23 protein-coding genes are annotated in these 22,564 nt (G+C 56.8%); 15 read left to right on the top strand and 8 right to left on the bottom strand.

The window, feature by feature from the left end:
* The first annotated feature begins 1 nt into the window (after position 1).
* From secY to rplQ, 8 genes are all read left to right on the top strand, one after another.
* Positions 2 to 1,372, top strand: coding sequence for a preprotein translocase subunit SecY (secY, locus tag GRI35_RS11305; protein ID WP_160614256.1), 1,371 nt, complete (start codon positions 2 to 4; stop codon positions 1,370 to 1,372).
* A gap of 60 nt (positions 1,373 to 1,432) precedes the next feature.
* Positions 1,433 to 2,083 carry an adenylate kinase gene (locus tag GRI35_RS11300; RefSeq protein WP_160614255.1) on the top strand — a complete coding sequence of 217 codons (651 nt, stop codon included), beginning with the start codon at positions 1,433 to 1,435 and terminating at the stop codon, positions 2,081 to 2,083.
* Positions 2,084 to 2,173: 90 nt separating this feature from the next.
* The gene (locus GRI35_RS11295; RefSeq protein ID WP_235900199.1) at positions 2,174 to 2,905 is read left to right on the top strand and encodes an SRPBCC family protein; all 732 of its coding nucleotides are present in this window, start codon (positions 2,174 to 2,176) and stop codon (positions 2,903 to 2,905) included.
* 164 nt (positions 2,906 to 3,069) lie between these two features.
* Entirely contained in the window at positions 3,070 to 4,425 is a 1,356-nt protein-coding gene (gdhA, locus tag GRI35_RS11290) for an NADP-specific glutamate dehydrogenase (RefSeq protein ID WP_160614254.1), read from the top strand.
* 328 nt (positions 4,426 to 4,753) lie between these two features.
* Complete coding sequence (rpsM, locus tag GRI35_RS11285) at positions 4,754 to 5,122, top strand: 30S ribosomal protein S13 (protein ID WP_160614253.1); 369 nt, start codon at positions 4,754 to 4,756, stop codon at positions 5,120 to 5,122.
* A gap of 51 nt (positions 5,123 to 5,173) precedes the next feature.
* Positions 5,174 to 5,563, top strand: coding sequence for a 30S ribosomal protein S11 (rpsK, locus tag GRI35_RS11280; RefSeq protein WP_160614252.1), 390 nt, complete (start codon positions 5,174 to 5,176; stop codon positions 5,561 to 5,563).
* Positions 5,564 to 5,673: 110 nt separating this feature from the next.
* On the top strand, positions 5,674 to 6,729 hold the full coding sequence (locus tag GRI35_RS11275; RefSeq protein WP_160614251.1) for a DNA-directed RNA polymerase subunit alpha: 1,056 nt from the start codon (positions 5,674 to 5,676) through the stop codon (positions 6,727 to 6,729).
* Between the two features lie 85 nt (positions 6,730 to 6,814).
* Entirely contained in the window at positions 6,815 to 7,237 is a 423-nt protein-coding gene (rplQ, locus tag GRI35_RS11270; protein WP_160614250.1) for a 50S ribosomal protein L17, read from the top strand.
* An 88-nt stretch (positions 7,238 to 7,325) separates the two neighbouring features.
* On the opposite strand, the gene GRI35_RS11265 is transcribed toward rplQ, so the two are convergent.
* Positions 7,326 to 8,078: a hypothetical protein gene (locus GRI35_RS11265; protein ID WP_160614249.1), complete on the bottom strand. Its 753-nt coding sequence runs from the start codon at positions 8,076 to 8,078 to the stop codon at positions 7,326 to 7,328.
* Between the two features lie 131 nt (positions 8,079 to 8,209).
* Between GRI35_RS11265 and GRI35_RS11260 the strand changes: the two genes are divergently transcribed.
* The 7 genes from GRI35_RS11260 to GRI35_RS13740 all read left to right on the top strand — a co-directional run bounded on the left by GRI35_RS11260 (position 8,210) and on the right by GRI35_RS13740 (position 15,807).
* Positions 8,210 to 8,776 carry a GbsR/MarR family transcriptional regulator gene (locus GRI35_RS11260; RefSeq protein ID WP_160614248.1) on the top strand — a complete coding sequence of 189 codons (567 nt, stop codon included), beginning with the start codon at positions 8,210 to 8,212 and terminating at the stop codon, positions 8,774 to 8,776.
* Positions 8,777 to 8,800: 24 nt separating this feature from the next.
* Positions 8,801 to 9,460 carry a DUF4166 domain-containing protein gene (locus GRI35_RS11255; RefSeq protein ID WP_160614247.1) on the top strand — a complete coding sequence of 220 codons (660 nt, stop codon included), beginning with the start codon at positions 8,801 to 8,803 and terminating at the stop codon, positions 9,458 to 9,460.
* Positions 9,453 to 10,613, top strand: coding sequence for a saccharopine dehydrogenase family protein (locus tag GRI35_RS11250; protein ID WP_160614246.1), 1,161 nt, complete (start codon positions 9,453 to 9,455; stop codon positions 10,611 to 10,613). The genes GRI35_RS11255 and GRI35_RS11250 overlap by 8 nt, the downstream gene beginning before the upstream one ends.
* A gap of 24 nt (positions 10,614 to 10,637) precedes the next feature.
* Positions 10,638 to 12,026, top strand: a complete 1,389-nt coding sequence (locus GRI35_RS11245; RefSeq protein WP_160614245.1) for a serine hydrolase domain-containing protein — start codon at positions 10,638 to 10,640, stop codon at positions 12,024 to 12,026.
* Between the two features lie 73 nt (positions 12,027 to 12,099).
* Positions 12,100 to 14,259, top strand: a complete 2,160-nt coding sequence (locus tag GRI35_RS11240; protein ID WP_160614244.1) for a prolyl oligopeptidase family serine peptidase — start codon at positions 12,100 to 12,102, stop codon at positions 14,257 to 14,259.
* A 142-nt stretch (positions 14,260 to 14,401) separates the two neighbouring features.
* Complete coding sequence (locus GRI35_RS11235; RefSeq protein ID WP_328598438.1) at positions 14,402 to 14,965, top strand: hypothetical protein; 564 nt, start codon at positions 14,402 to 14,404, stop codon at positions 14,963 to 14,965.
* A 125-nt stretch (positions 14,966 to 15,090) separates the two neighbouring features.
* Positions 15,091 to 15,807 (top strand): hypothetical protein, encoded by a 717-nt coding sequence (locus tag GRI35_RS13740; protein ID WP_202390552.1) that lies wholly within the window; start codon positions 15,091 to 15,093, stop codon positions 15,805 to 15,807.
* Positions 15,808 to 15,813: 6 nt separating this feature from the next.
* On the opposite strand, the gene GRI35_RS11230 is transcribed toward GRI35_RS13740, so the two are convergent.
* The 7 genes from GRI35_RS11230 to odhB are packed head-to-tail and all read right to left on the bottom strand — an operon-like array spanning position 15,814 to position 22,552.
* Complete coding sequence (locus GRI35_RS11230; RefSeq protein ID WP_160614243.1) at positions 15,814 to 16,461, bottom strand: trimeric intracellular cation channel family protein; 648 nt, start codon at positions 16,459 to 16,461, stop codon at positions 15,814 to 15,816.
* On the bottom strand, positions 16,451 to 17,158 hold the full coding sequence (locus tag GRI35_RS11225) for a PepSY domain-containing protein (RefSeq protein WP_160614242.1): 708 nt from the start codon (positions 17,156 to 17,158) through the stop codon (positions 16,451 to 16,453). Before GRI35_RS11225 ends, GRI35_RS11230 begins: the two co-directional genes overlap by 11 nt.
* Positions 17,159 to 17,177: 19 nt before the next feature.
* Positions 17,178 to 18,524 (bottom strand): amidase family protein, encoded by a 1,347-nt coding sequence (locus GRI35_RS11220; protein ID WP_160614241.1) that lies wholly within the window; start codon positions 18,522 to 18,524, stop codon positions 17,178 to 17,180.
* 17 nt (positions 18,525 to 18,541) lie between these two features.
* The gene (locus GRI35_RS11215; RefSeq protein WP_160614240.1) at positions 18,542 to 19,582 is read right to left on the bottom strand and encodes an NAD-dependent epimerase/dehydratase family protein; all 1,041 of its coding nucleotides are present in this window, start codon (positions 19,580 to 19,582) and stop codon (positions 18,542 to 18,544) included.
* Positions 19,583 to 19,585: 3 nt separating this feature from the next.
* Positions 19,586 to 21,001: a dihydrolipoyl dehydrogenase gene (gene lpdA / locus GRI35_RS11210; RefSeq protein WP_160614239.1), complete on the bottom strand. Its 1,416-nt coding sequence runs from the start codon at positions 20,999 to 21,001 to the stop codon at positions 19,586 to 19,588.
* On the bottom strand, positions 20,994 to 21,305 hold the full coding sequence (locus GRI35_RS11205) for a hypothetical protein (RefSeq protein ID WP_160614238.1): 312 nt from the start codon (positions 21,303 to 21,305) through the stop codon (positions 20,994 to 20,996). Before GRI35_RS11205 ends, lpdA begins: the two co-directional genes overlap by 8 nt.
* A gap of 20 nt (positions 21,306 to 21,325) precedes the next feature.
* Entirely contained in the window at positions 21,326 to 22,552 is a 1,227-nt protein-coding gene (gene odhB, locus GRI35_RS11200; RefSeq protein ID WP_160614237.1) for a 2-oxoglutarate dehydrogenase complex dihydrolipoyllysine-residue succinyltransferase, read from the bottom strand.
* Positions 22,553 to 22,564 lie beyond the last annotated feature (12 nt).

Genomic DNA, 22,564 nt, shown 5'->3' with positions numbered 1-22,564 from the left:
CATGGCATCACGCGCCGATAATATTGCGAGCAATCTAAGCCTCGCCAATTTCTCGAAAGCGACCGAGCTCAAGAACCGTATCTGGTTCACCATCGGCGCGCTTATCGTTTTCCGCTTTCTCAGCTTTGTGCCGCTGCCGGGCGTTAACCCGCAGGCATTGGCGGTACTCGCCGAACGTACGCAGGGCGGCGTCGTCGATCTGCTCAACGCTTTTACGGGCGGTAGTTTGGAGCGGATGAGCCTCATCGCTCTTGGCGTTATGCCGTACATTACCGCATCGATTGTGGTGCAGATGGCATCGTCGCTGCACCCGACACTCGCTGCGCTGAAGAAAGAAGGCCAGACCGGCCGCCAGAAGCTCAACCAATATACGCGTTACGGCACGGTGTTCCTGTGCGCAATCCAGGGCTGGTTCCTGGCATCCGGCTTGGAAGCATTCGGTGCGCAGAGCGGTATCGCCGCAGTTGTCGATCCGGGTATGACTTTCCGCATCGGTGCGGTGATCAGCCTTGTCGGCGGCACCATGTTCCTGCTGTGGCTTGGTGAGCAAATCACTTCGCGCGGTATTGGCAACGGCGTTTCGTTGATCATTATGGCGGGTATTGTCGCCCAGTTCCCGACCTTTGCAGCGAACTTGTTCGAAGGAAGCCGCACTGGTTCGATCGCTCCCGGCATCATCATTGGCTTCCTGCTGATGGTTGTAGTACTGATCTTGCTCATCTGCTTCGTAGAGCGGGCACAGCGGCGCCTGCTTATCCAGTATCCCAAGCGTGCGAGCGCGAAGGGTATGATGCAAGCCGACCGTTCGCATTTGCCGTTGAAGCTCAACACGGCCGGCGTTATTCCGCCGATCTTCGCAAGCTCGCTTTTGCTGCTGCCGCTGACGATCACGCAGTTTGCGGGTAACTCGATCGATACCAGCTCGGGTGCAGGCGGTGCGCTTCAGACGACGCTGCAATATCTGAACCACGGTCAGCCGCTCTACATGCTGCTATATGCGGCGGGCATTATCTTCTTCTGCTTCTTCTACACTGCGGTTGTGTTCAACCCGGAAGAAACGGCAGACAATCTGAAGAAGAATGGCGGCTTCATTCCCGGCATTCGGCCCGGTAAGCGGACCGCAGATTATCTCGATTACGTTTTGACTCGCATCACCGTTGTGGGGGCGCTCTATCTGACTTTGGTCTGTGTGCTGCCCGAATATGTGATTGCGCAAACCGGTGTGCCGCTGTTCCTTGGCGGAACCAGCTTGCTGATTGTGGTCAACGTGACTGTGGATACGATCAGTCAGATACAATCGCATTTGCTGGCGCACCAGTATGGTGATCTGATCAAGAAGGCCAAGTTGAAGGGCCGTGGCCGGCCACGCTAGGCGCGCCGGACGCTTTGGCAGATTGAACGAAACGGGTTTCGAGAGTTAGGGGTTGCTGGCGTGAATATCATTCTTCTGGGACCTCCGGGTGCGGGCAAAGGCACGCAATCCGCGAATCTTGAAGCGAAACATAACATGCGCCAGCTTTCGACTGGCGACATGCTCCGCGCTGCCGTGAAAGCGCAGACCGCGGTCGGCCTCGAAGCCAAAGCTGTGATGGAACGCGGCGATCTCGTCTCAGACGAAATCGTTTCTGCATTGATCGACGATGAGCTGGCCGCGATGGGCGCCGATGTCGGCGCGATTTTCGATGGCTATCCGCGTACTGCCGCGCAGGCCGCAGCTCTTGATGAAATTCTTGCTAAGCACGGCCGGTCGCTCGATCATGTGATTGAGCTTGAGGTCGATGAAGACGCTCTGGTTGATCGCATTACCGGTCGTTATACCTGTGCCAATTGCGGCGCCGGTTATCATGATCGCCATGCGAAACCCGAGGTCGAAGGAACCTGCGACAAATGCGGTTCGACAGAATTCAAGCGCCGTCCCGACGATAATGAAGAAACGGTTCGCAACCGGATGCAGGAATATCGCGCCAAGACAGCGCCAATCCTGCCGATCTATGCCGAGCGCGGGATTGTTACAGGCGTCGACGGTATGGCAAGCATTGATGCAGTGACGGCAGCGCTTGATGCCGTTCTCGCCGCAGACTAATCCCGCGTTAGGGCAACTTCTTTTCCTCCCTTTTCAAGTGCACCTGTCCGTGGGATAGGATTGCAAAAGCGGGATGTGAAAGAGGTGACAATGCGCAAATTTTCAATGACGTTGGCGGGCCTGGCGGCAATGGCCGCTATTCCGGCCAACGCCAAAGTCGTGGAGCTGGAAGACAGCGCGTTCGTAACGCGCGATACCAAAGTCGTTTCGGCGGACTTGCGCGAAGCATGGCTTGCATTGACTCAGCCGGGATCATGGTGGAATTCCGCGCATACGTTCTCCGGTGACTCTGCAAACATGATGCTGACCCCGCAGGCGGGCGGTTGTTTCTGCGAACGTATTCCGGAAAACGACACTGCCAAAACTGTCGGTCTCGCAGGGAGCGTCAAACACATGTCGGTTATCCTTGCGATGCCGGACCAGGCATTGCGGATGGAGGGTGCTTTGGGGCCGCTCCAGAGTGAGCCTGTCAATGCCATCCTGACTGTTACTTTGGCAAAGGATGGTGACGGTACTCGGATTACGTTTGAGTATGCGGTCGGCGGCTATATGCGCTTTGAAGTGCCGAGCATTGCCAAGGCCGTCGATGGTGTGATGTCGCAGCAATTGGGCGGACTTGCGGAATTGCTGGGTGAAGTAGAAGATCCTGATGCTACCAAAGAGCCAAAAGCGGAGCCAGTGACAACCGATGCGGTTGAGCAAGCTGCCGACTTGGATGCAGTTGAAGCAGCAGAAGGGGACTCAGAACAAGACCCTGACGCTAAGATCGAACCCAAGATCAGTGTCGATGAAGCATTCGGTGATCTGGTCGAGGATCGGTAAACTCCAATTCGGTCCTGGGGGTTGGCGGCAGCGCGATCTCCGCTAGGGTATGGCCAGCATAATAATGCGGCCTGATTTGTCGGACAGTTACAATACGCTGCCACCTGGGTTGCTAAAACATTTACGGGGCTGTTTCGTCCCGAGCACCGCTGGAGGGGGCGACAATGGCTGTATCTGACCACGTAGATCTTTCGACTTTTATGGAGGGCGTGAAGAAGCGCAATCCTGGGCAAACCGAATTTGTACAGGCTGTGCAGGAAGTCGCGCAGGATGTGTATGATTTCATTTCGGACAAAGAAGAGTATCATGCCGCGCAAATCCTACGCCGGATCGCCGAGCCTGATCGCGTCGTATCGTTCCGCGTGTGCTGGGAAGACGACAATCACAACATCCGCGTCCAACGCGGTTGGCGTGTTCAAAACAACAACGCCATTGGCCCCTATAAAGGGGGCATCCGTTTCCACCCGAGTGTGACTGAAAGCGTTCTAAAATTCCTCGCATTCGAGCAGACATTCAAGAACTCGCTCACCGGTTTGCCGATGGGTGGGGGCAAGGGCGGCTCCAACTTCAACCCGCGCGGTAAATCTGACAGCGAAGTCATGCGTTTCTGCCAAGCCTTCATGACCGAACTCTATCGCCATATTGGCCCCGACACCGATGTACCAGCGGGCGATATCGGCGTGGGCGGGCGCGAGATTGGCTATATGTTTGGCCAGTACAAGCGGATTACAGGCCGCTGGGAAGGCGTGCTGACGGGCAAAGCCATCGAATTTGGTGGTTCGAAAATGCGGCCAGAAGCAACCGGGTATGGCGCGGTCTATTTCCTCCAGAATATGCTCAAGCATAAAGGTCAAGATGTCGAGGGTAAGACGGCAGTGATCTCCGGATCCGGTAATGTGGCGACGCACGCGGCCGAAAAGATCACGCAGCTGGGCGGCAAAGTTCTGACACTGTCGGACTCGGGCGGTTTCATCCACGATCCGGACGGGATCGATCAGGAAAAAATCGACTGGGTGAAGGAGCTCAAAACCGTAAAACGCGGGCGGATCAGCGAATATGCTGATCACTTCACCGGCGCATCGTTCCATGAAGGCAAGCGCCCATGGGATGTGACATGCGATCTGGCGCTACCGTGCGCCACGCAGAACGAACTCAACGAGGATGAAGCGAAGGCGCTGGTCAAAAACGGCGTTCAGGGAGTTTCCGAGGGCGCGAATATGCCTACCACTCTGGAGGGTGTGCACGTCTTCCATGATGCGAAAATTCTCTATGGTCCGGGCAAGGCTGCCAATGCTGGCGGCGTGGCGGTTTCTGGCCTGGAAATGAGCCAGAACTCCGAGCGGATCAGCTGGAATCAGGAAAAACTCGGCGATATGCTGACTGATCTTATGGAAGGCATTCACGAGAAATGCGTCGAATATGGCGACGATGGAAACGGTTATGTCGACTATGTAAAAGGTGCGAATATCGCCGGGTTCAAGAAAGTCGCCGATGCGATGCTGGCGTTTGGGGTGGTCTAGCAATTTGGCCAAGGGTGGCGGAGCAGTCGTGACGTGAAGTCAAAGGGGCTCTAAATCCCTTGTATTCATTCGCGCAGCACCCATTTGGTTGTCCGATAGCGAAGTATGCGTATATAGGGCGTGTTGCTTGTTGACGCAGGCTGCGAATCCTACTAAGCGCGCCCTTCATTCGTCAGTTTCGGGTAAATCCGGCAGGCCGCAGCCTTTGTGTGCCATCCGGATTTTTTGCGTTCTGCAAATACACGAAATTTGGCGGTGAAATTGTAGCTATGAGATAGGGCACGGCGCCAATCGCGCTAAATCCCTGTGGAGCATGGAGAAATATTAAGTGGCTCGTATTGCCGGGGTAAACCTCCCCACAAATAAGCGCGTTATTATTGCGCTGACCTATATTCACGGAATTGGCCGCACAACGGCTGTCCAAATCGCTGACAAGCTTGGCATCGATCACGCCCGCCGGGTGCAGGATCTGACTGACGCGGAAGTCGTCCAGATTCGCGAAACGATCGACGAAGGTCATCAGGTGGAAGGCGATCTTCGCCGTGACACTGCGATGAACATCAAGCGTCTGATGGATTTGCGGTCTTATCGCGGTCTTCGTCACCGTAACGGCTTGCCCGTTCGCGGACAGCGTACGCACACCAACGCCCGTACCCGCAAGGGTAAGGCGAAGCCGATCGCCGGCAAGAAGAAGTAAGCGCTCTTCAGCAGCTTGCATTCTTCTTTCAAGAAATAGGACACCATTAACATGGCACGCGAAGCAGGTCGGGTTAGAAAACGCGACAAGAAAAACATCTCAAGCGGCGTTGCACACATCAATGCCAGCTTTAACAACACAATGATCACCATCACCGATGCGCAGGGCAATGCGATTAGCTGGTCCAGCGCCGGTACGATGGGGTTCAAAGGCAGTCGTAAATCGACACCTTATGCTGCTCAGGTCGCAGCAGATGATGCCGGTAAGAAGGCCGCCGAACACGGCGTCCGTACGCTGGAAGTCGAAGTGAAAGGCCCGGGTTCGGGCCGTGAAAGTGCACTGCGCGGTCTCGCTGCAGTTGGCTTTACGATCACTTCGATCCGTGACGTTACACCGATACCGCATAATGGTGTCCGGCCGTCCAAGCGTCGCCGCGTCTGATCTGAACTTGCCTGGCGGTCCGTTGAGGTCGCCAAGTTTTTCCGGACCGGGCGCGTTGAGGTAGGCACTCAACGCTTCGGTCCAGCCCGCATTTGAACCAGGGGAATTTCATGTCCGTCAACACCAAGAACTGGCAGGAACTCAAGAAACCCAACACTCTCGAAATGAAGGAAGGCAGCGACAAGTCTCGCAAGGCCACTTTCATTGCTGAACCGCTTGAGCGCGGTTTTGGTCTGACACTCGGTAACGCGCTGCGCCGCGTTCTGTTGTCGAGCCTGCAGGGTGCTGCAATTACATCGATCAAAATCGAGAACGTGCTGCACGAATTCTCGTCGCTCGCTGGCGTTCGTGAAGATGTCACCGACATCGTTCTGAACGTGAAGCAAATCGCACTTAAGATGGAAGGCGAGGGCCCCAAGCGTCTGCAACTTTCCGCAACCGGCCCTGCCGAAATCAAGGCTGGCGATATCGCTGTTTCTGGCGACATCGAAGTGATGAACAAGGATCTCGTGATCTGTCACCTTGATGAAGGCGCGACTTTCAACATGGAACTGACAGCTGACGTTGGCAGCGGTTATGTCCCGGCGGTTCAAAACCGTCCGGCTGACGCACCAATCGGTCTTATTCCGGTGGACTCGCTGTACTCGCCAGTCCGTCAGGTGAGCTACAAGGTCGAGAAGGCCCGTGTCGGTCAGGAACTCGATTTTGACAAGCTGTCTCTGACTGTCGAAACCGACGGCACGGTCGCTCCCGAAGATGCAGTGGCATACGCTGCACGCATCCTGCAGGACCAACTGACGCTGTTCGTCCACTTCGAAGACGGCATTCCGCAGCCGCAGTCGGCTATGATCGGCCAGGCTGCCCAGCCGCAAGAAGACGATGCGAACCAGCTCAACCGTTACCTGCTCAAGAAGGTCGACGAACTGGAACTTTCGGTCCGTTCGGCAAACTGCCTCAAGAACGACAACATCATCTATATCGGTGATCTGGTCCAGAAGACCGAAGCCGAGATGCTGCGTACGCCTAACTTTGGCCGCAAGTCGCTCAACGAGATCAAGGAAGTGCTTTCGAGCATGGGTCTGCGTCTCGGCATGGACATCCCTGGATGGCCGCCTGAAAACATCGAAGAAATGGCCAAGAAGCTCGAGCAAGAACTTCTGGGCTAATAATAGGGTATCGGCGGCGCACCTTAAGCGCCGCCAGCACTGGGCTACCTCATACGGGCCCCTTACGAACTGAAGGAATATTCCAATGCGTCACGGACTTTCACAGCGCACGCTGAGCCGTAAATCGGGTCACCGTAAGGCTCTTTTCCGCAATATGTCGGCTGCTCTGATCAAGCACGAGCAGATCAAGACGACTCTGCCCAAGGCGAAAGAACTGCGTCCTTACATCGAGAAGCTGATCACGCTGGCAAAGCGTGGCGGCCTGTCTAACCGCCGCCTGGCGCAAAGCCGCTTGCTGGACGAAACACAGCTTAAGAAGCTGTTTGACGTTCTGGCAGAGCGCTACGCCGACCGTGATGGTGGCTATACCCGCGTGATCAAAGCCGGCCTGCGTGGCAGCGATGCTGCTCCGCTGGCAATCATCGAACTGGTCGACCGTGATGTCGATGCCAAGGGCCAGGACAGCGGCCCGGCGATGAACGAAGACGAAGATTTCGAAGACGCGTAAGCCTTTTTTAGGGCGCGAACTTCAGCCAGTCACCGAGTGGGCCGCAGGAGAGATCCTGCGGCCCTTTTCGTTAGCGCAGTGCTGGTCGCTATCTTAGGCGGTCACGAAGATCGAAACTACGCTCGTCAGCTGGAATTTCGGCGATCAGCTTATCGGCTTCCTGCCGTGCTTCGGCATTACCGGTGATCTTGGCATGATCTATCAATGTGACTGCAAGGTCGCTCATCGCGCCATAATGCGTATCGCGGTCAAACATCTTGGACTCATCGATCCGCAAGCGTCCGGCATGGACATTCGCAATCGACCACTCTTCGGTTCGCGGATCGCCGGTTGTCATACCGTGTTCTACCAGCATTGTCGTACCAAACAGATATTCGGCGACGAGCAGATCATTCTGACCCTCGGCGAATACGATTTTTTGGTGCTCGAGCGCCTTTAACAAATAATCGATCGTAGCTGTGCTCAAAGCACCGTCATCGCTTGCGCCCGGCGCCATCCAATGCTCTTTCTCCGCTGCATAATAATACCCGTTTGCGGCTTTCAGATGCATGTCGCGTTTGGATTCTTCGTCTAGATCCGGATGCTCTGCGAGAACCGTCTCGGCACTGGTGGCCGCTTCAAGAAACAGGTCGCGGGTTACTCTGTCGTCTCCCGACAGTTCATCAAAGCCGTCTTCAAACAGCTTGCCGATCCGCTCCACAGCATCTTCGAATTTCTCCGACGGCTCCGAAGTCGCTTCTCCGATTGATTGTGCAGCTGGTTGCTCAGACAATTGCTCTGCGGGCATCTGTTGTGTTGCAATGGCGGCTGCGGCTGCCGTGACTAGGAAAATTTGGCGCATGACACTCTCTCCCGATCATATTGGACAGTGCTGTATAATATCTTTGGCCTGGAAACTCCAGTTCGTGAACAGGGAAGCTCGAAAGGCCACATGCTATTGACACTACGCCATTAGTATCTGATATTTCTGTCATGACAGAAATTAACGTCGAGTCGCGATTATCGCCTTCGGTTGCCAAGTTCGTCCTCCATTGGGGGGACTTGGGCAATCAATGGGGTGTAAACCGCTCGGTCGCTCAGATCCACGCGTTGCTGTTTATCTCCGATGATCCGCAGACTGCCGAAGATATCGCGGCGAAACTGTCTATGGCGCGGTCTAATGTGTCCAATTCCCTGCGCGAATTGCTGGGCTGGCGGCTGATCCACCGCGTGCCCATCTTTGGCGACCGGCGCGATCATTATGCGGCGGAGGCCGACATATGGGAAATGGCTACCCGCATTGCACAGGGGCGCAAGGAGCGGGAGATCGATCCGGCCGAACAGGCCTTGAAATCCTGCCTCGCCGAAGCGCAGCGAGATGATCAGGTTAGCCTGCAGGCGCGCGAGAAGCTGGAAAGTATGCTTGGCTTCGTGTCCACCATGTCACGTTGGCATGACGAGATGCTCAATGTTCCAAAACCTGCGCTGATGGCGCTGATTAAAATGGGCAGCGGCATAACGCGGCTGATCAATTGGGGAAGCAAGTCGAAAGAGAAATAGGCCTGCAATCGAAGGAGCAGGGTCATGTTGGCGGTCAGAGAAAAGCACATCGGTAAAGCTAAGTCGGCGCAAAAGGCACCGGTTTACGATTTTCGCTTTCGCTATCTGGTTGGGGAACAGAGCTGGGCCCGATTACCCAGGGCAGTACAGACACGTTTCAGCAAGCGTCTGGCAGATAGCGCGCTCGCCAATTACCAAGGCAGCGTTATCGAAACCCGGCACTCCCGGCTTGGCTGGCTGTTTGCCCAAATCTGCCGTGTGATTGGCGCACCGCTGCCACTTTGCCGCGATCCGAATGTCCCCGCAGTTGTCATTGTTAGCGAGGATCGGGAAAGTGGCGGCCAGTGCTGGACCCGTATCTATGGCCGCGAGCGCGGCTTCCCGCAGGTGATCCATAGTGCGAAACGGTTTGCGGGCAGCACTGGACTAGAGGAATATCTGGGCAACCGGCTCGGCATGGCCTTGTCCGTTGAAGCGGACGAGCATGGTCTGGTGTTCCGCAGCGATCACTATTTTGTGTGCCTGTTCGGCAAGCGTATCCGCATCCCGCATTGTTTTGGACCGGGCGAAACAACTGTAATTCATCGCGACCTTGGCGACCGCCGTTTCGCTTTCGATCTGGATTTGGCGCACCCGTTATTCGGTGAACTCGTCCATCAGCATGCGGAGTTTCGTGATGCCTGATCCGGGATATGGAGCGCCGCTGAAAGTGCTTATCATCGGCGGTAGCGGTGTGTTTGGTAGCCGCCTCGCCAAAATCGCCGTGCGGGAAACTGGCGTGGCGCTCACTCTTGCGGGCCGCCGCAAGGATGCACTGAAGCAGGCAGTCGCTGGCCTTGAGAACCCTGCCGAGTATTTAGTGCTGGATCGCGACCGGCTGGTTCGCGCTGATCTCGTGCCGTTTGACATCGTGGTGGACGCAGCCGGGCCGTTTCAAGCATCGCATAATAATGTCATCAATGCGGCTCTGGCAGCTGGTGCCGCTTATATCGATCTCGCTGACGGGCGCGAATTTGTGGCGGAGTTCTCCCGGTTCGATGCGAGAGCGAAAGAAGCGGGCGTCCTGCTGATCACAGGGGCCAGTTCCATTCCCGCTCTCTCGCATGCGATAATTGACCGCATGGTAGAGGGCTGGCGCGAGATCGAAGCCATCTGCATCGGCATTTACCCGGGCAACCGGGCGCCGCGCGGACGGTCTGTGGTCGAAGCGATCCTGTCCTATGTCGGAAAGCCAGTTCGCGTATTCCGGGACGGCGGATGGAAGGCAATGCGCGGATGGGGCCTTACTCACCAAGAGGATATTCCCGGCGTTGGCAAACGCTGGGCGAGCATCTGCGATACCCCTGAGCAGGATTTGCTCGTGAGCCGTTATCATCCAACCAGATCCGCAGAGTTCTTTGCAGGATTGGAACTTGGCTTTCTGCATTTAGGCCTCGCCGGTTTGTCACAACTGGTGCGCTTCAACCTGCTCCCAAGTCTGCGGCCATTCTCCGCACCCATGCTCTGGATTGCGCAGCGCTTGCTGGCCTTTGGTAGTGATCGCGGCGCCATGACCGTGCAGGTCGAAGGCTGTAATGCAAGGGGGCGCAGGCTGTACAAGCAAGCTGTGTTGCATGCTAATGCGAACCGCGGGCCAAACGTCCCGGTCTTGGCGGTTGTCGCGCTCATTCGCCGGTTCCGTGATAGCGATATTCCGGAGCCGGGTGCACGGGTATGTTCAGGCATATTGGATCTGGCGGAGTTCGAGGATTTGTTCGCGGAACTGGGTATCAACCTGGAATTCTACGAGCGTGCGATACAAAGTGACGTGGACTACTTTTCCCCTTTGACTCAGTAGCCGGATCGCGCGACATCTGTGGGTATGAAAAAACTCGCCTTTGCAGCCGCCTTTCTTTTCTCTCCCGTCGCGGTTTTCGCGCAGTCCGCTCAGGAATTGCACGATGCGCGGTATGATCGGGCCCTGGCCGCCGGATACAAAGCGTTGTTTCTGTGCAGCGCCATCGGCAATGCAGAGCGCAACGCCGCGGCGCGGACACCGGAAAGCGTCCATCAGTGGGAACTGACCGGGATTCAGGCACCGCTCAACGATATCATTCAAGATATGCCGTATGAAATCGTCCGCCGTCCCAGCGGGCAGATCGGGCACGTTGCCGTAGAATGGGCGGACGACATGCCAGCGCGCACTGCCGTGTATTTTGCAGCGAGCGGCTGTTCGATATTGCCCATCGGTGCACCACAGGACTGGGGGGCTTCAGATAATCCGCTACCGGTACCTGCGGGCGAAAACGCAACTGCCGAGAGTTCAGCCTCGGCGGACTCCTCTCTAAGTCCGGTATTCGACGACGCATTGGCAGAAAAGTACGGTGCAGGCACACGCACGACAGCGGTTCTGGTGCGTAAGGTCGAGAATGGCAAAATTACGTCTCAGTCTGACCGTTACGCCGATGGTTTTGACGGCAAAACTCCTCAGCGGACTTGGTCGGTAGCAAAGAGCATTGCGGCGACATTTGTCGGCATGGCGGTCCAGTCGCGAGAATTCTCAGTCGATGACCCGGTGAATATGAATTACTGGTTGCAGGGCGGCACTTCCGACCCGCGCAATGCGATTACTATCGATCATATGCTGCGGATGGCTTCGGGCCGCTACACAGATACACCCGGCAACCGCACCGATCCGCTCTATTGGGGTGGTTCGTCGGTCAATGAGCAAGCCGTACAATGGCCGATCATCCATAAGCCGGGCACGAAGTTTCGCTATTCGAACAATGATACGCTGATGGCTATCAAGGCAATCGGCGATTATGTTTTGTATTATCCGGCACCAGAATTGCTCGAGCGGATCGACATGAACAATACGGTCGTAGAGTCCGACATTCGCGGTGATTACGTACTGTCGAGCCAGGTTTGGGCTACCGCGCCCGATCTGGCCAATCTCGGCCAGCTATACCTCAACAAAGGCATGTGGAACGGAACGCGCGTCCTGCCTGAAAACTGGACCGATTATGTTTCGAGCCCCTCGGGGCCGCAGCCTGAAGGCCGTCCGTTCGGATATGGTGCAGGCTTCTGGTTGTTGAACAATTCCGACGGTGTCCCGCCGGATACTTTCGCGGCCTTGGGCAATCGCGGGCAGCACGTCGTAATTGTGCCCAGCCGCAATATCGTAATCGTCCGTCGAGGCGAAGATCCGGCAGGGAACCGCTTCGATATCGCGGCTTTTACCAAGGACGTGCTGGCCGCGCTTGAGAACTGACAGCGTGACCCGTTTGCATCCCGCTGCAAACCGATTACATCAGAAACTAACAGAAATTCCTTCGGAGAGACTCATGCGCCTGCGGACCACTTTATTGACGGCATCGGCTGCCGTTCTTGCCCTTTCGGCGCCTGCTTTTGCAGGCGATCATCAGGGAGCAGAAATCACCTATCCGGAAACGCGGGCGGACACTGTGGTTGAGACGATTTTCGGCAATGAAGTCGCGGACCCATATCGCTGGCTGGAACAAGATGTACGAAACAGCGAGGAAGTCGCCGCCTGGGTAAAAGCACAGAGCGAGTTTACCGCAGCCTATCTCGCCGAGCTCCCGGGCCGTGAAGCCTATGAAGCGCGGATCAAGGAACTCTACGACTACGAACGCTTTGGCATTCCGGTGGAGAAGGGCGGCAAGTATTTCTACACCCGCAATGACGGGTTGCAGAATCAGAATGTGCTCTATGTCCGTGATGGATTGAATGGCGAACCGCGCGTTCTGATCGACCCCAACGAGTGGGCGGAAGATGGTGCCACTGCTCTGTCCGGCTGGAGCGTAACAGAAGACGGATCAAAGCTGCTATATGGTATTCAGGATGGGGGCAGTGACTGGCGCACAGCGCGTGTGCTCGATGTGGCGACCGGAGAAGTGCTCGAAGACAAGGTTGAGTGGATCAAATTCTCCGGCCTCGAATGGGCGAAGGACGGCTCGGGTTTCTACTACAGCCGGTTTCCGGTGACGGCGGAAGGCGACACTTTCCAGGCGCTCAACACCAATCAGAAAGTCTATTTCCACAAGCTCGGTACTCCTCAAAGCGAGGATGTGGTGCTGTACGAAACGCCGGATCGGGCGGAACTCAACAATTTTGCCGAGATTAGCGATGATGGCCGTTATCTGATTAATTATTCTTCGAGCGGGACAGATGACCGCTATGAAGTGTCGCTGATTGATCTGCAGAGCGAGAAGCGGGGCGCGATGACGCTGTTCCCCGATTTCAAGCATAGCTATGGCTATATCGGCAATGTCGGTCCCGAATTCTATTTCATCACCAATGAACAGGCGCCGCTTCAGCAGGTGATAATGGTCAATGTGAATGAACCGCCGCATATCCGCACGGTCATCATTCCCGAGCGCGACGCCAAGCTTGATAGCGTGTCTATGGCCGGGGGCAAGTTGGTCGCTGAATATCTGGTCGACGCGAAAAGCGAAGTTACCATATACAATCTCGACGGTTCAAAAGTGCGCGACGTGGCATTGCCGAGTATCGGCAGCGCGGGCGGCTTTGACGGCGATGCGGATGATACCGAAGTGTTCTACTTCTTCTCCAGCTTCAACCGGCCAACCACGATCTACAAATATGATCTGGACAGCGGCACGAGCGAGGTTTGGGAGCAGCCTGAGGTTGCGTTCAATCCCGACGACTACGTCGTTGAGCAGAAATTCTATAATTCCAAAGACGGCACTAAAGTACCGATGTTCCTCGTTCGGCGCGCAGACATTGCCGCATCGGGCGAGGCGGTGCCGACGCTGCTCTATGGCTATGGCGGGTTCAATATTTCGATCACGCCGGGCTTCAGCCCATCGCGGATTGCTTGGCTGGATGCAGGTGGGGCTTACGTGCTTGCCAATATCCGCGGCGGCGGTGAATATGGTAAGGCATGGCACGATGGCGGGCGGCGTCAGAACAAGCAAAACGTGTTCGATGATTTCATCGCGGCTGGTGAGTATCTGAAAGCGACCGGCATCACGACCAAAGATGGCCTTGCAATAGAGGGGCGTTCCAATGGCGGCCTGCTGGTTGGCGCGGTAGTTAATCAGCGTCCCGATCTGGTCGATGCTGCGCATCCTGCCGTGGGCGTAATGGATATGCTGCGCTTCGACCGCTTCACGGCGGGTCGGTACTGGGTGGACGATTACGGCTATCCGGACCGGGAGAAGGATTTCAACCTGCTCCTGACTTATTCACCCTACCACAATGTGCAGGATGGTACCGAGTATCCGGCCGTTTTGACGACGACTGCGGATACGGATGACCGCGTGGTTCCCGGACACAGCTTCAAATATGCTGCAGCGCTGCAAGCGGCGGATCTGGGCGGTAAGCCGCAATTGATCCGTATCGAAACGCGGGCAGGGCATGGTTCGGGCAAGCCAACCGACAAGGCGATCGAGGAAGCGGCGGATGTCGGCGCGTTCCTTGCTTACCATACTGGCCTTGATCTGACGAGGATGGGAAAATAGTCTCTCTCTTGAGCAAATGTTCAGATAAGTACATATTTTCCTGAACAAAGGCTGCAAGGCCAATTCAGGACTGGCTCAAAGCGAATCACCTATTCCATTTGTGAAGTCGAGGCAGACCCGCCGCGGCATCACGAAGGAACTTATGATGAAGAGCATTTCCAAAGCCCTAGTCGGAACTGTCGCCGCAGGTGCGATGGCAATGACTTCCGCCGCACCGGCCTTCGCCCGTGACCGTGGGCATGACAAGATCGACGCAGGCGATGTTATTGCCGGCGCCGTGATCCTTGGCGGGATCGCCGCCATTCTGTCCTCAGGCAAGAAAGACCGGTATCGCGACCGCCACTATAATGGGCGCTATGATCACCGCTATGATGGCCGCCGAGGTAATGGTGAACGTGCAGTAGAACGCTGCATTCGCGCCGCAGAACGTGACGCGCGCCGAGGTGGCTACCGCTACGCTGACGTTACGCAAATCCGCGACGTTGACCGGACCCGCTATGGCTGGCGCGTGAAAGGCCGTATCGTTGTCGAAGGACAGCGTGGTTATGGCAACCGCTACAATAATCGCGGTTACAACAACCGCTATGACCGTGGCTACAATTACAACCATCGCGGTTACAATCGGGATCAGGGCAAGTTCACTTGCACGATATCACGCGGCCAAGGTGCCTTTGTTGACTTCAGAGGCCTTCGCGGTCTGCATTGATCCCAACCGTGGATACTAACACTCCTCCCACCCACGGGCGGTTCAGGCTTACGCAAGCCTGGACCGCCTAGTTATGTTTGCAATCTGGCGGTTTTGACCCGTCACAACCTTAGGGGGCACCTGATATGACCCGTTTCAAAGCACTTTCATCCGTCAGCGCCATGACCGCTGCCCTGTCGATGGGCGCCGTTCCAGCGAGCGCTGCCGGGCTGCCGCAAGCTATCGGCGCGCCATATGGCGCGGTACCGATTGCCGACACTTGGCAACCTGATGAAAGCGTCCAGCATCATCGGGGCTATCGCTATCGCCGCCATCGCGGGATCGATGCGGGCGATGTTTTGACAGGTGTTCTGGTGATTGGCGGCATCGCTGCAATTGCCAGCGCTGTTTCCGACAAGAATGATCGCCGCCAGCGTGTCGACACTACCCGCTATCAGGATCGTCCGATCGCGCGCCGTTCTGGCGAGGGCATCGATAACGCTGTCAACATGTGCTTGCGTGAAATCCAGCGTGATGTTCGTGTAGAGGGCGTGGACAATGTGAGCCGCACCGGTGCCGGATGGAATGTCGCGGGCACGCTCTACAATGGCACAGCGTTCACTTGCACGATCGGCAATAATGGCCGAATCGACGGCATATCGTATGGCGGCCAAACTGCCTATGCGCCGACGGGTCCAGTCCAAGACCGCCAATATAGCGATGCACGCTATTCTGCGGCTTGGGACCGTGTTGACGCGCAATCTGCGCAGGTTGATCTGGAGCCTACCGGTCCGCAGCCCGCCTATCCTGGCGGTCCGCTTCCGGGTGAAGAAGGTTATGAGGATTCGCGCGTAGGTGGCTGAATAACCTTAGCTTTCGCTGATGCCCTCTTTGCCTCTGCGGTATGAGGGGAGCGCCAAATTCCAGCGGATTGCGCCAGCGCGCAAGGCATAGCCCGCAGCGGTTGCGACAGTCCAAGTGACGTAGTTCGGCAGTTCCATCATCGTCCCCGCCACGCACATGCTGGCGGACAAGGCTGCGGCTGTGACGTACAGCTCGGGCCGCATGATGATTGATGGGCGGCCCGCCACGACGTCACGAATGATACCACCTACGCAGCCCGTGATGATACCCATCAAAACGGCTGGGACGGGCGGAATCCCGTAAGTCATGGCCTTTGACGCCCCTAGTACCGCATACGCCGTCAAACCGAGTCCGTCGGCGTAATCGAGCAGCTTGCCGTCCCACCAGCGTGTGGGCGTAAACCAGGTGAGCACCGCGGTACCCAGACAGATAGCGGCCACCCATGCGTCGGCGACCCAGAAAACCGGCGCGTCGATCAGCAAGTCACGCACCGTGCCTCCGCCGACACCTGTGACCAGCGCAAAGAACGCCATGGTCACAAAGGTTTGTCGTTCTTTCGCGGCCAACAATGCGCCTGACAGCGCGAAGATTGCCACGCCGAGCAGATCCAATACGTCGAGCACCGGGGTTAAAATTGCAGTATCAACTGGCATTGACGCGGACCCTCTTCTTACGGCGGCGAAACATCAGGATCGAACCGAATATCACCGTAATCGCGGCAAGGGCAGCGAAGAATATTAGTATGGGATGATGCGTCTTTGAGCGCGTCTCCAGATCCATGATGTGCAGGCCCCACATGAAATCAAATACGCGCCAGAAACGGGTGCGCACCGCGGCTATCTCGCCGGTGTCATGGCTGACATAGACATGTGTGCCGTCCTTCAGCACGACTTGCCAGACATCCATCGGCCTGCGGAAATCGTTCGGCACATCGTCCTGCTCGAAGAAGGTCGAACTGACCACTTTGTCGCCGCCCACGATACGGTCCGCTACAATCGCCCGGGCCGCAACTTCGCCGGTTTTCGGTAGCTTGGCACCATCACCACCGAAGCGCTCGATTGCACCATCCATATAGGTGATGGTCGTGATCGGCGCGCCATTTTGCATGACAGTTGCGACCGACTGCACCGGCTGGGTACTATGCTCGGGCAAAGCAATCGCGATATTGGTGTCAGGCGGCAGCGCTTGCTCTTCGACCGGTTGGCGTAGATGGTTGCCGCGCACTTCCTCTATCGGGCGCGAGACCATCAATAGACCGGAAATCGTCCACATCAGTAACGGCACGGCCACGAGCCAACCGAGCCAAATGTGCCACTTGGCGAACCGCACCATCCATAGAGGTTTTGCCATACCTGACGTCCGACGAATCCTATCGGTGCAGTATCGCACCCATTGCGCGCGCGATAGCAATGCAATCAAGGTCCGACCAGCGCGGACCGATCACTTGCATGCCTGTTGGCAATTTCTCGTTTGCGCCCCCGCTTTCGCCAATTGGCAGCACCGTGCTGGGCTGGTTGGGAAAAGTGGAGATACCGGCCCATGCAAAAACTTCCGCAAAATCGCGCACTTCGCCGTTAATCGTGATCTTGCGTTCACGAACCGGCGTGTCGTCATGCTCGAACGCCGCGATGGGGGCAGGTGGAGCGATCACGAAATCATACGCCTCAAACAATGCTGCCCAAGCCAGCTCTGATCGCGCCTGGGCGTCAAGCAAATCGAACCAGTCAGTTGCGTTCGCACGCTTACCATCGGCAGCCGGAGCACCGCGAACCATCGCGATACCGAGCATCCGCATGTAATCGCGATGCTGCGCCTCGAGATCTGGGAGCATATCGGATGACCGATCAATCGAAACACCGGCGCGCTCCAGCGCACTCACAGCCTCCTCCATCGGTCCTGCGACCGTTGCATCGACGGGACTTACAGCTTGGTCAGCGACAAGCAGAATGCGGCACTCACTCAGCGGTTTGCCATTGGCCTGCAGTGGCAGCGTGGCGGTGATCCGCATTAACGCCTCCAGATCATCGGCGTTGCGTGCAATCGGCCCGGCGATGGAGAGTGCACCATCATGCGCGTCTTTACCCGCCATCGCTGGATGATCGTGGCCATGCTTGCTGATGAGCCCCCAACTGCTCTTATGTCCCCATACGCCGCAGAAATGCGCCGGGACACGCACCGAGCCGCCAATGTCGGTGCCAAACTCGCAAGGGACCATTCCTGCCGCGACTGCCGCAGCTGCGCCGCCTGACGATCCGCCGGGGCTACGATCCAGATTATGCGGGTTGCGAGTGCGGCCATAGGCAGGATTGTCGCTCTGCCAATCGGTCAGGTCGGGCGGGACATTGCTCTTGCCAATCAGGATTGCGCCCGCTGCTTTGAGTTGGCGAACCACCGTCGCATCGCGCTTCGCAATGTGGTCTTTGAATTGCGTATGTCCCCATGTCGTGGGGAGGCCCGCAATGTCGAAGCTTTCTTTAATGGTCATCGGCACGCCGAACAAAGGTTGGTCGGCAGACGCAGTTTTGCCATCCAATGCTTTGGCGTTTTCACGCGCCCGATCAAAATCGCGCACTGGTACCGCATTGATAGCACCGTCGAGAGTTTCGACGCGTGCAATCGCAGCTTCGACTGCTTCAAGCGGGGAGAGATCACCCGAGCGGATTTCCGCAGCGAGCTCCAGCGCGCCGGATTCATTCGTGAGTTTCGGATACATCATTTGACGGATGTAACCACTCAACGTCCCTTCAGGAAGCTATCCTCTGTATCATAGTCGAACAAATCCCACGGATAGGCGGCCAATTGCGGAAATGCGGTCTGCCAATCAGCGGGGTTGAGTTCTCGAAGCCAACGTGCCGCTTGCGGCGCACCCGAGCCATAAGTCGAAGGCAGATCATATCCAGCCGCAACCATGCGCGCATTGGAGATGGAGAAAGGTTTGGCGACCGACCAAGGCGTGCGGCCAACCAACCCGGCGCCGTCAAGCGGAACTAACTCGGGCGGATTGTCAAACGGATCAGACAGAATCTCGCCAATCTCCGCGACTGTGGGGCAACCTTCATCAGCGACGTTATACACGCCGCCAAGTGACTGTTCAGCGGCATCTACAGCGAAATAAGCAATGTCCTCGACGCTGGTTGTTTGGAACTGCGAAAGCCCACCATGGATCAGCGGTATTTGCGAACGCCCATCGAGCAGCCGTTTGATAAACCACCACTCACGCGGATGGCGCGACCATTCTCCGTAGATCGCACATGGCCGCAAGATTGTTGCGCGATCACCGAACAGTTTGGCTGCGCGTTGTTCCATGCGGATTTTGCGCGTGGAATAGGTTTCTGGTCCCGGCGCGACCGTTGACTGGTTTTCACTCACAGCTCCACCGAATTCAGGGAAACCATTCTGCGCGGCTTCGTCTAAAGTCCGGCCTTTTTGGTCGCAATAGACGCTGGCTGACGAGATGGCGATCAAGCGGCCAACTCGGTTGGGATCATATCGCTCGACGTCCGCGGCATCGAAAGCGATGGTGTCGAGGACGAGGTCGGCATTTGGTGCGGGATTTTCGCTGGCATCATGCTGGCGGAACGCCGCATCAAACGGTCGCCATTTGAGCGCCTTGTCGATCAAGCCTCTGCGCAGCTTTGATGTACCGAGCGGCCAACTGGGAGCCGTTCGTGCGTAAACCGTAACGCTCCAGCCACGGTCGATGAAGGCCATGGCTGTCGCATAGCCAATTTGCCCGGCTCCAATGATTGCAACGCTGGAGCCGGGGCCGAGCATGGATCAAATATGGATCGGTTTTCCGGTCACAGCCATTGCGGCCTCTTTCATCGCTTCCGAGTGTGTCGGGTGCGCGTGACAGGTATAGGCGATATCCTCGGACGTTGCGCCAAATTCCATCGCAATGCCCGCCTCCGCGATCATTGTTCCCGCGACGCTGGCGATGGCCCAGACACCAAGCACCCGGTCGGTTTCGGCATCGGCGATGATCTTCACAAAACCGTCTGGCTCGTGATTGGTTTTCGCACGGCTATTGGCCATCATCGGGAACTTGCCGACTTTGATCTTGGCTTTGTCGCCCAGCTTTTCGATGGCTTCTTCTTGCGTGAGGCCGACACCGGCAAATTCGGGCAGGGTATAGACGACGCCTGGAATAATATCGTGGTTCACAATGCCGGTGTGGCCCGCGATGTTTTCTGCACAGGCGATGCCTTCATCCTCGGCCTTGTGGGCGAGCATCGGGCCTGGGACTACGTCACCAATCGCCCAAACGCCGTCGACTGACGTGCGGAAGTCGTGATCGACTTCGATCTGTCCGCGTTTGTTGGTTTCTAGGCCGATTGCATCAAGGCCGAGACCTTCAGTGTTGGGACGACGGCCGATGGATACCAGCACGCAATCGGCCTCCATCGTCTCCTCTTCACCACCAGCGGCGGGTTCGAGCGTCAGCGTGGCTTTCTTGCCTTTGACCGTCACGCCGGTGACTTTGGTCTTGAGCTTTAAAGTCATGCCTTGCTTCTTGAATATCTTGCCCGCTTCCTTGCGAACTTCGCCGTCCATGCCGGGCAGCAATTGATCGAGGAATTCGACCACAGTCACATCCGCGCCGAGGCGATTCCAGATCGAACCCATTTCAAGGCCGATGACACCACCGCCGATGACGACCATCTTTTGGGGCACTTTGGCCAATTCAAGCGCGCCGGTGGAATCAACTACGACTTGCTTGTCATTATCGACTTCGACACCCGGCAAAGGCGTGACCGAAGAACCCGTCGCTATGATGATGTCTTTCGCAGTAACGGTTTCGTCGCCCACTCTGACACTATGCGCGTCCTGGAAAGTGGCGAGGCCTTTTTTCCAATCGACCTTGTTCTTCTTGAACAGGAACTCGATGCCTTTGGTGAGCCCGTCAACAGCATCGATCCGCTGGCCGTGCATCTTCTCAAGGTTCAGTTTGGGCTTTGTCTCGATACCCATTTCGGCCATCGCGCCATTGGCTGCGGCGTCGTAAAACTCGGATGCATGGAGCATCGCCTTGGACGGAATACACCCGACATTGAGGCACGTACCGCCAAGTGTCTCACGGCTTTCCGCACATGCGGTTTTCAGCCCCAGCTGCGCCGCGCGAATCGCGGCAACATATCCTCCGGGGCCAGCGCCGATAACAAGGACGTCGTAATCGAATGAATGGTCAGGCACTTGTCGTCTCCGTCGCAGTATCTGGTTTTGCGGCGCCCGTATCTGCTGCGCAGGTGCGAACGATTTCTTCGATGCGCGCGCGATCAATCTGGGTGATTTCGTCGGCGTTCTTTTCCATGAATGTATCGGCCGTACATTCGCACACGGGTGCTACAAATTCGCCCGCAATGCCCAGACCTTCGCTGACCGACTGACATTGTTCGACAACTGCAGTGCGGACTTGACCACTGACCTGCTCCATTGCGGCGTCGCAAGACGCAAGCAATCCAGCCGACGCGAATAACAAAATGAATCTAATTTTCATGACTAAATGTCCTATTCGGCTCACAAATCAATCAGCATCCGTGTCGGATCTTCGATTGCATCTTTGATCACTTTCAGCGCGGTCACAGCTTCGCGGCCATCGATCAGACGGTGGTCATAGCTGAGCGCGATATACATCATCGGGCGCACCACAATCTCGCCATCGACCACGACCGGGCGGTCTTCGATCCTGTGCAGGCCGAGAACGGCGCTCTGTGGCGGGTTGATGATCGGGGTCGACATTAGCGAACCGAATACACCGCCGTTGGAAATCGTGAACGTACCGCCGGCCATATCGTCCATGGTCAGCGTACCGTCGCGCGCTGCTTTGCCAAAATTGGCGATGTCTTTCTCGATCTGGGCAAAGCCCTTCTTATCGACGTCGCGGACCACGGGAACGACGAGCCCATTGGGCGCGCTGACCGCTACGGAGATATCGACATAATCATGATAGACGATCTCATCGCCGTCGATCTGCGCATTGACGCTGGGCACGTCTTTAAGCGCCAGATGCGCCGCCTTGGCGAAGAAACCCATAAAGCCGAGCTTGATGTCATGCTTCTTCGCGAACAGCTCTTTATATTTGGTCCGCGCTTCTATCACTGCGGTCATATCGACATCGTTGAATGTCGTGAGCAGCGCCGCATTCTCCTGCGCGCCTTTCAGGCGGCGGGCAATAGTCTGGCGCAGGCGCGTCATTTTCACACGCTCGGTATTGCGGGTTCCCGTTGGGGCGGCAGTAGGAGCAGGCGCTTCCTCGGGTTTTGCTGGGGCAGGGGTGTCATCCTTGGCCTTGGCTGCGGCGATGACATCTTCCTTGGTCAGGCGGCCGTCTTTGCCGGTACCTTTGACCGTTGAGGGGTCGATCCCGTGTTCCAGAACCGCGCGGCGCACGGCTGGCGAGAGTGTTTGTGATGCGTCGGAGGCAGGAGCCTCTTTACTCTCTTCTTTGTTCTCTTGGCGTTGCTCGGCAGCACGACCAGCTTCTTCACCTTTTGCAGCAGGTGCGGCGCCAGCTTCAACGGTCGCGATCACAGCGCCGACTTCGACGGTATCGCCAACTTCGGCCTTCAACTCACCGATCACGCCAGCAACGGGCGAGGGGACTTCAATCGCAACCTTATCGGTCTCGAGACTGCAAATCGGTTCATCGACCGCAACTGCATCGCCGGGCTGTTTCAGCCATTCACCGATAGTGCCTTCGGTAACCGATTCACCGAGCGTGGGGACATTGATTTCAGTGGCCATGATATGTGTTCC

Source organism: Pontixanthobacter aestiaquae (assembly GCF_009827455.1).
In the GTDB taxonomy this organism is placed as follows: Bacteria; Pseudomonadota; Alphaproteobacteria; order Sphingomonadales; family Sphingomonadaceae; genus Pontixanthobacter; species Pontixanthobacter aestiaquae.
This window is presented reverse-complemented; position numbering and strand designations above follow the sequence as displayed.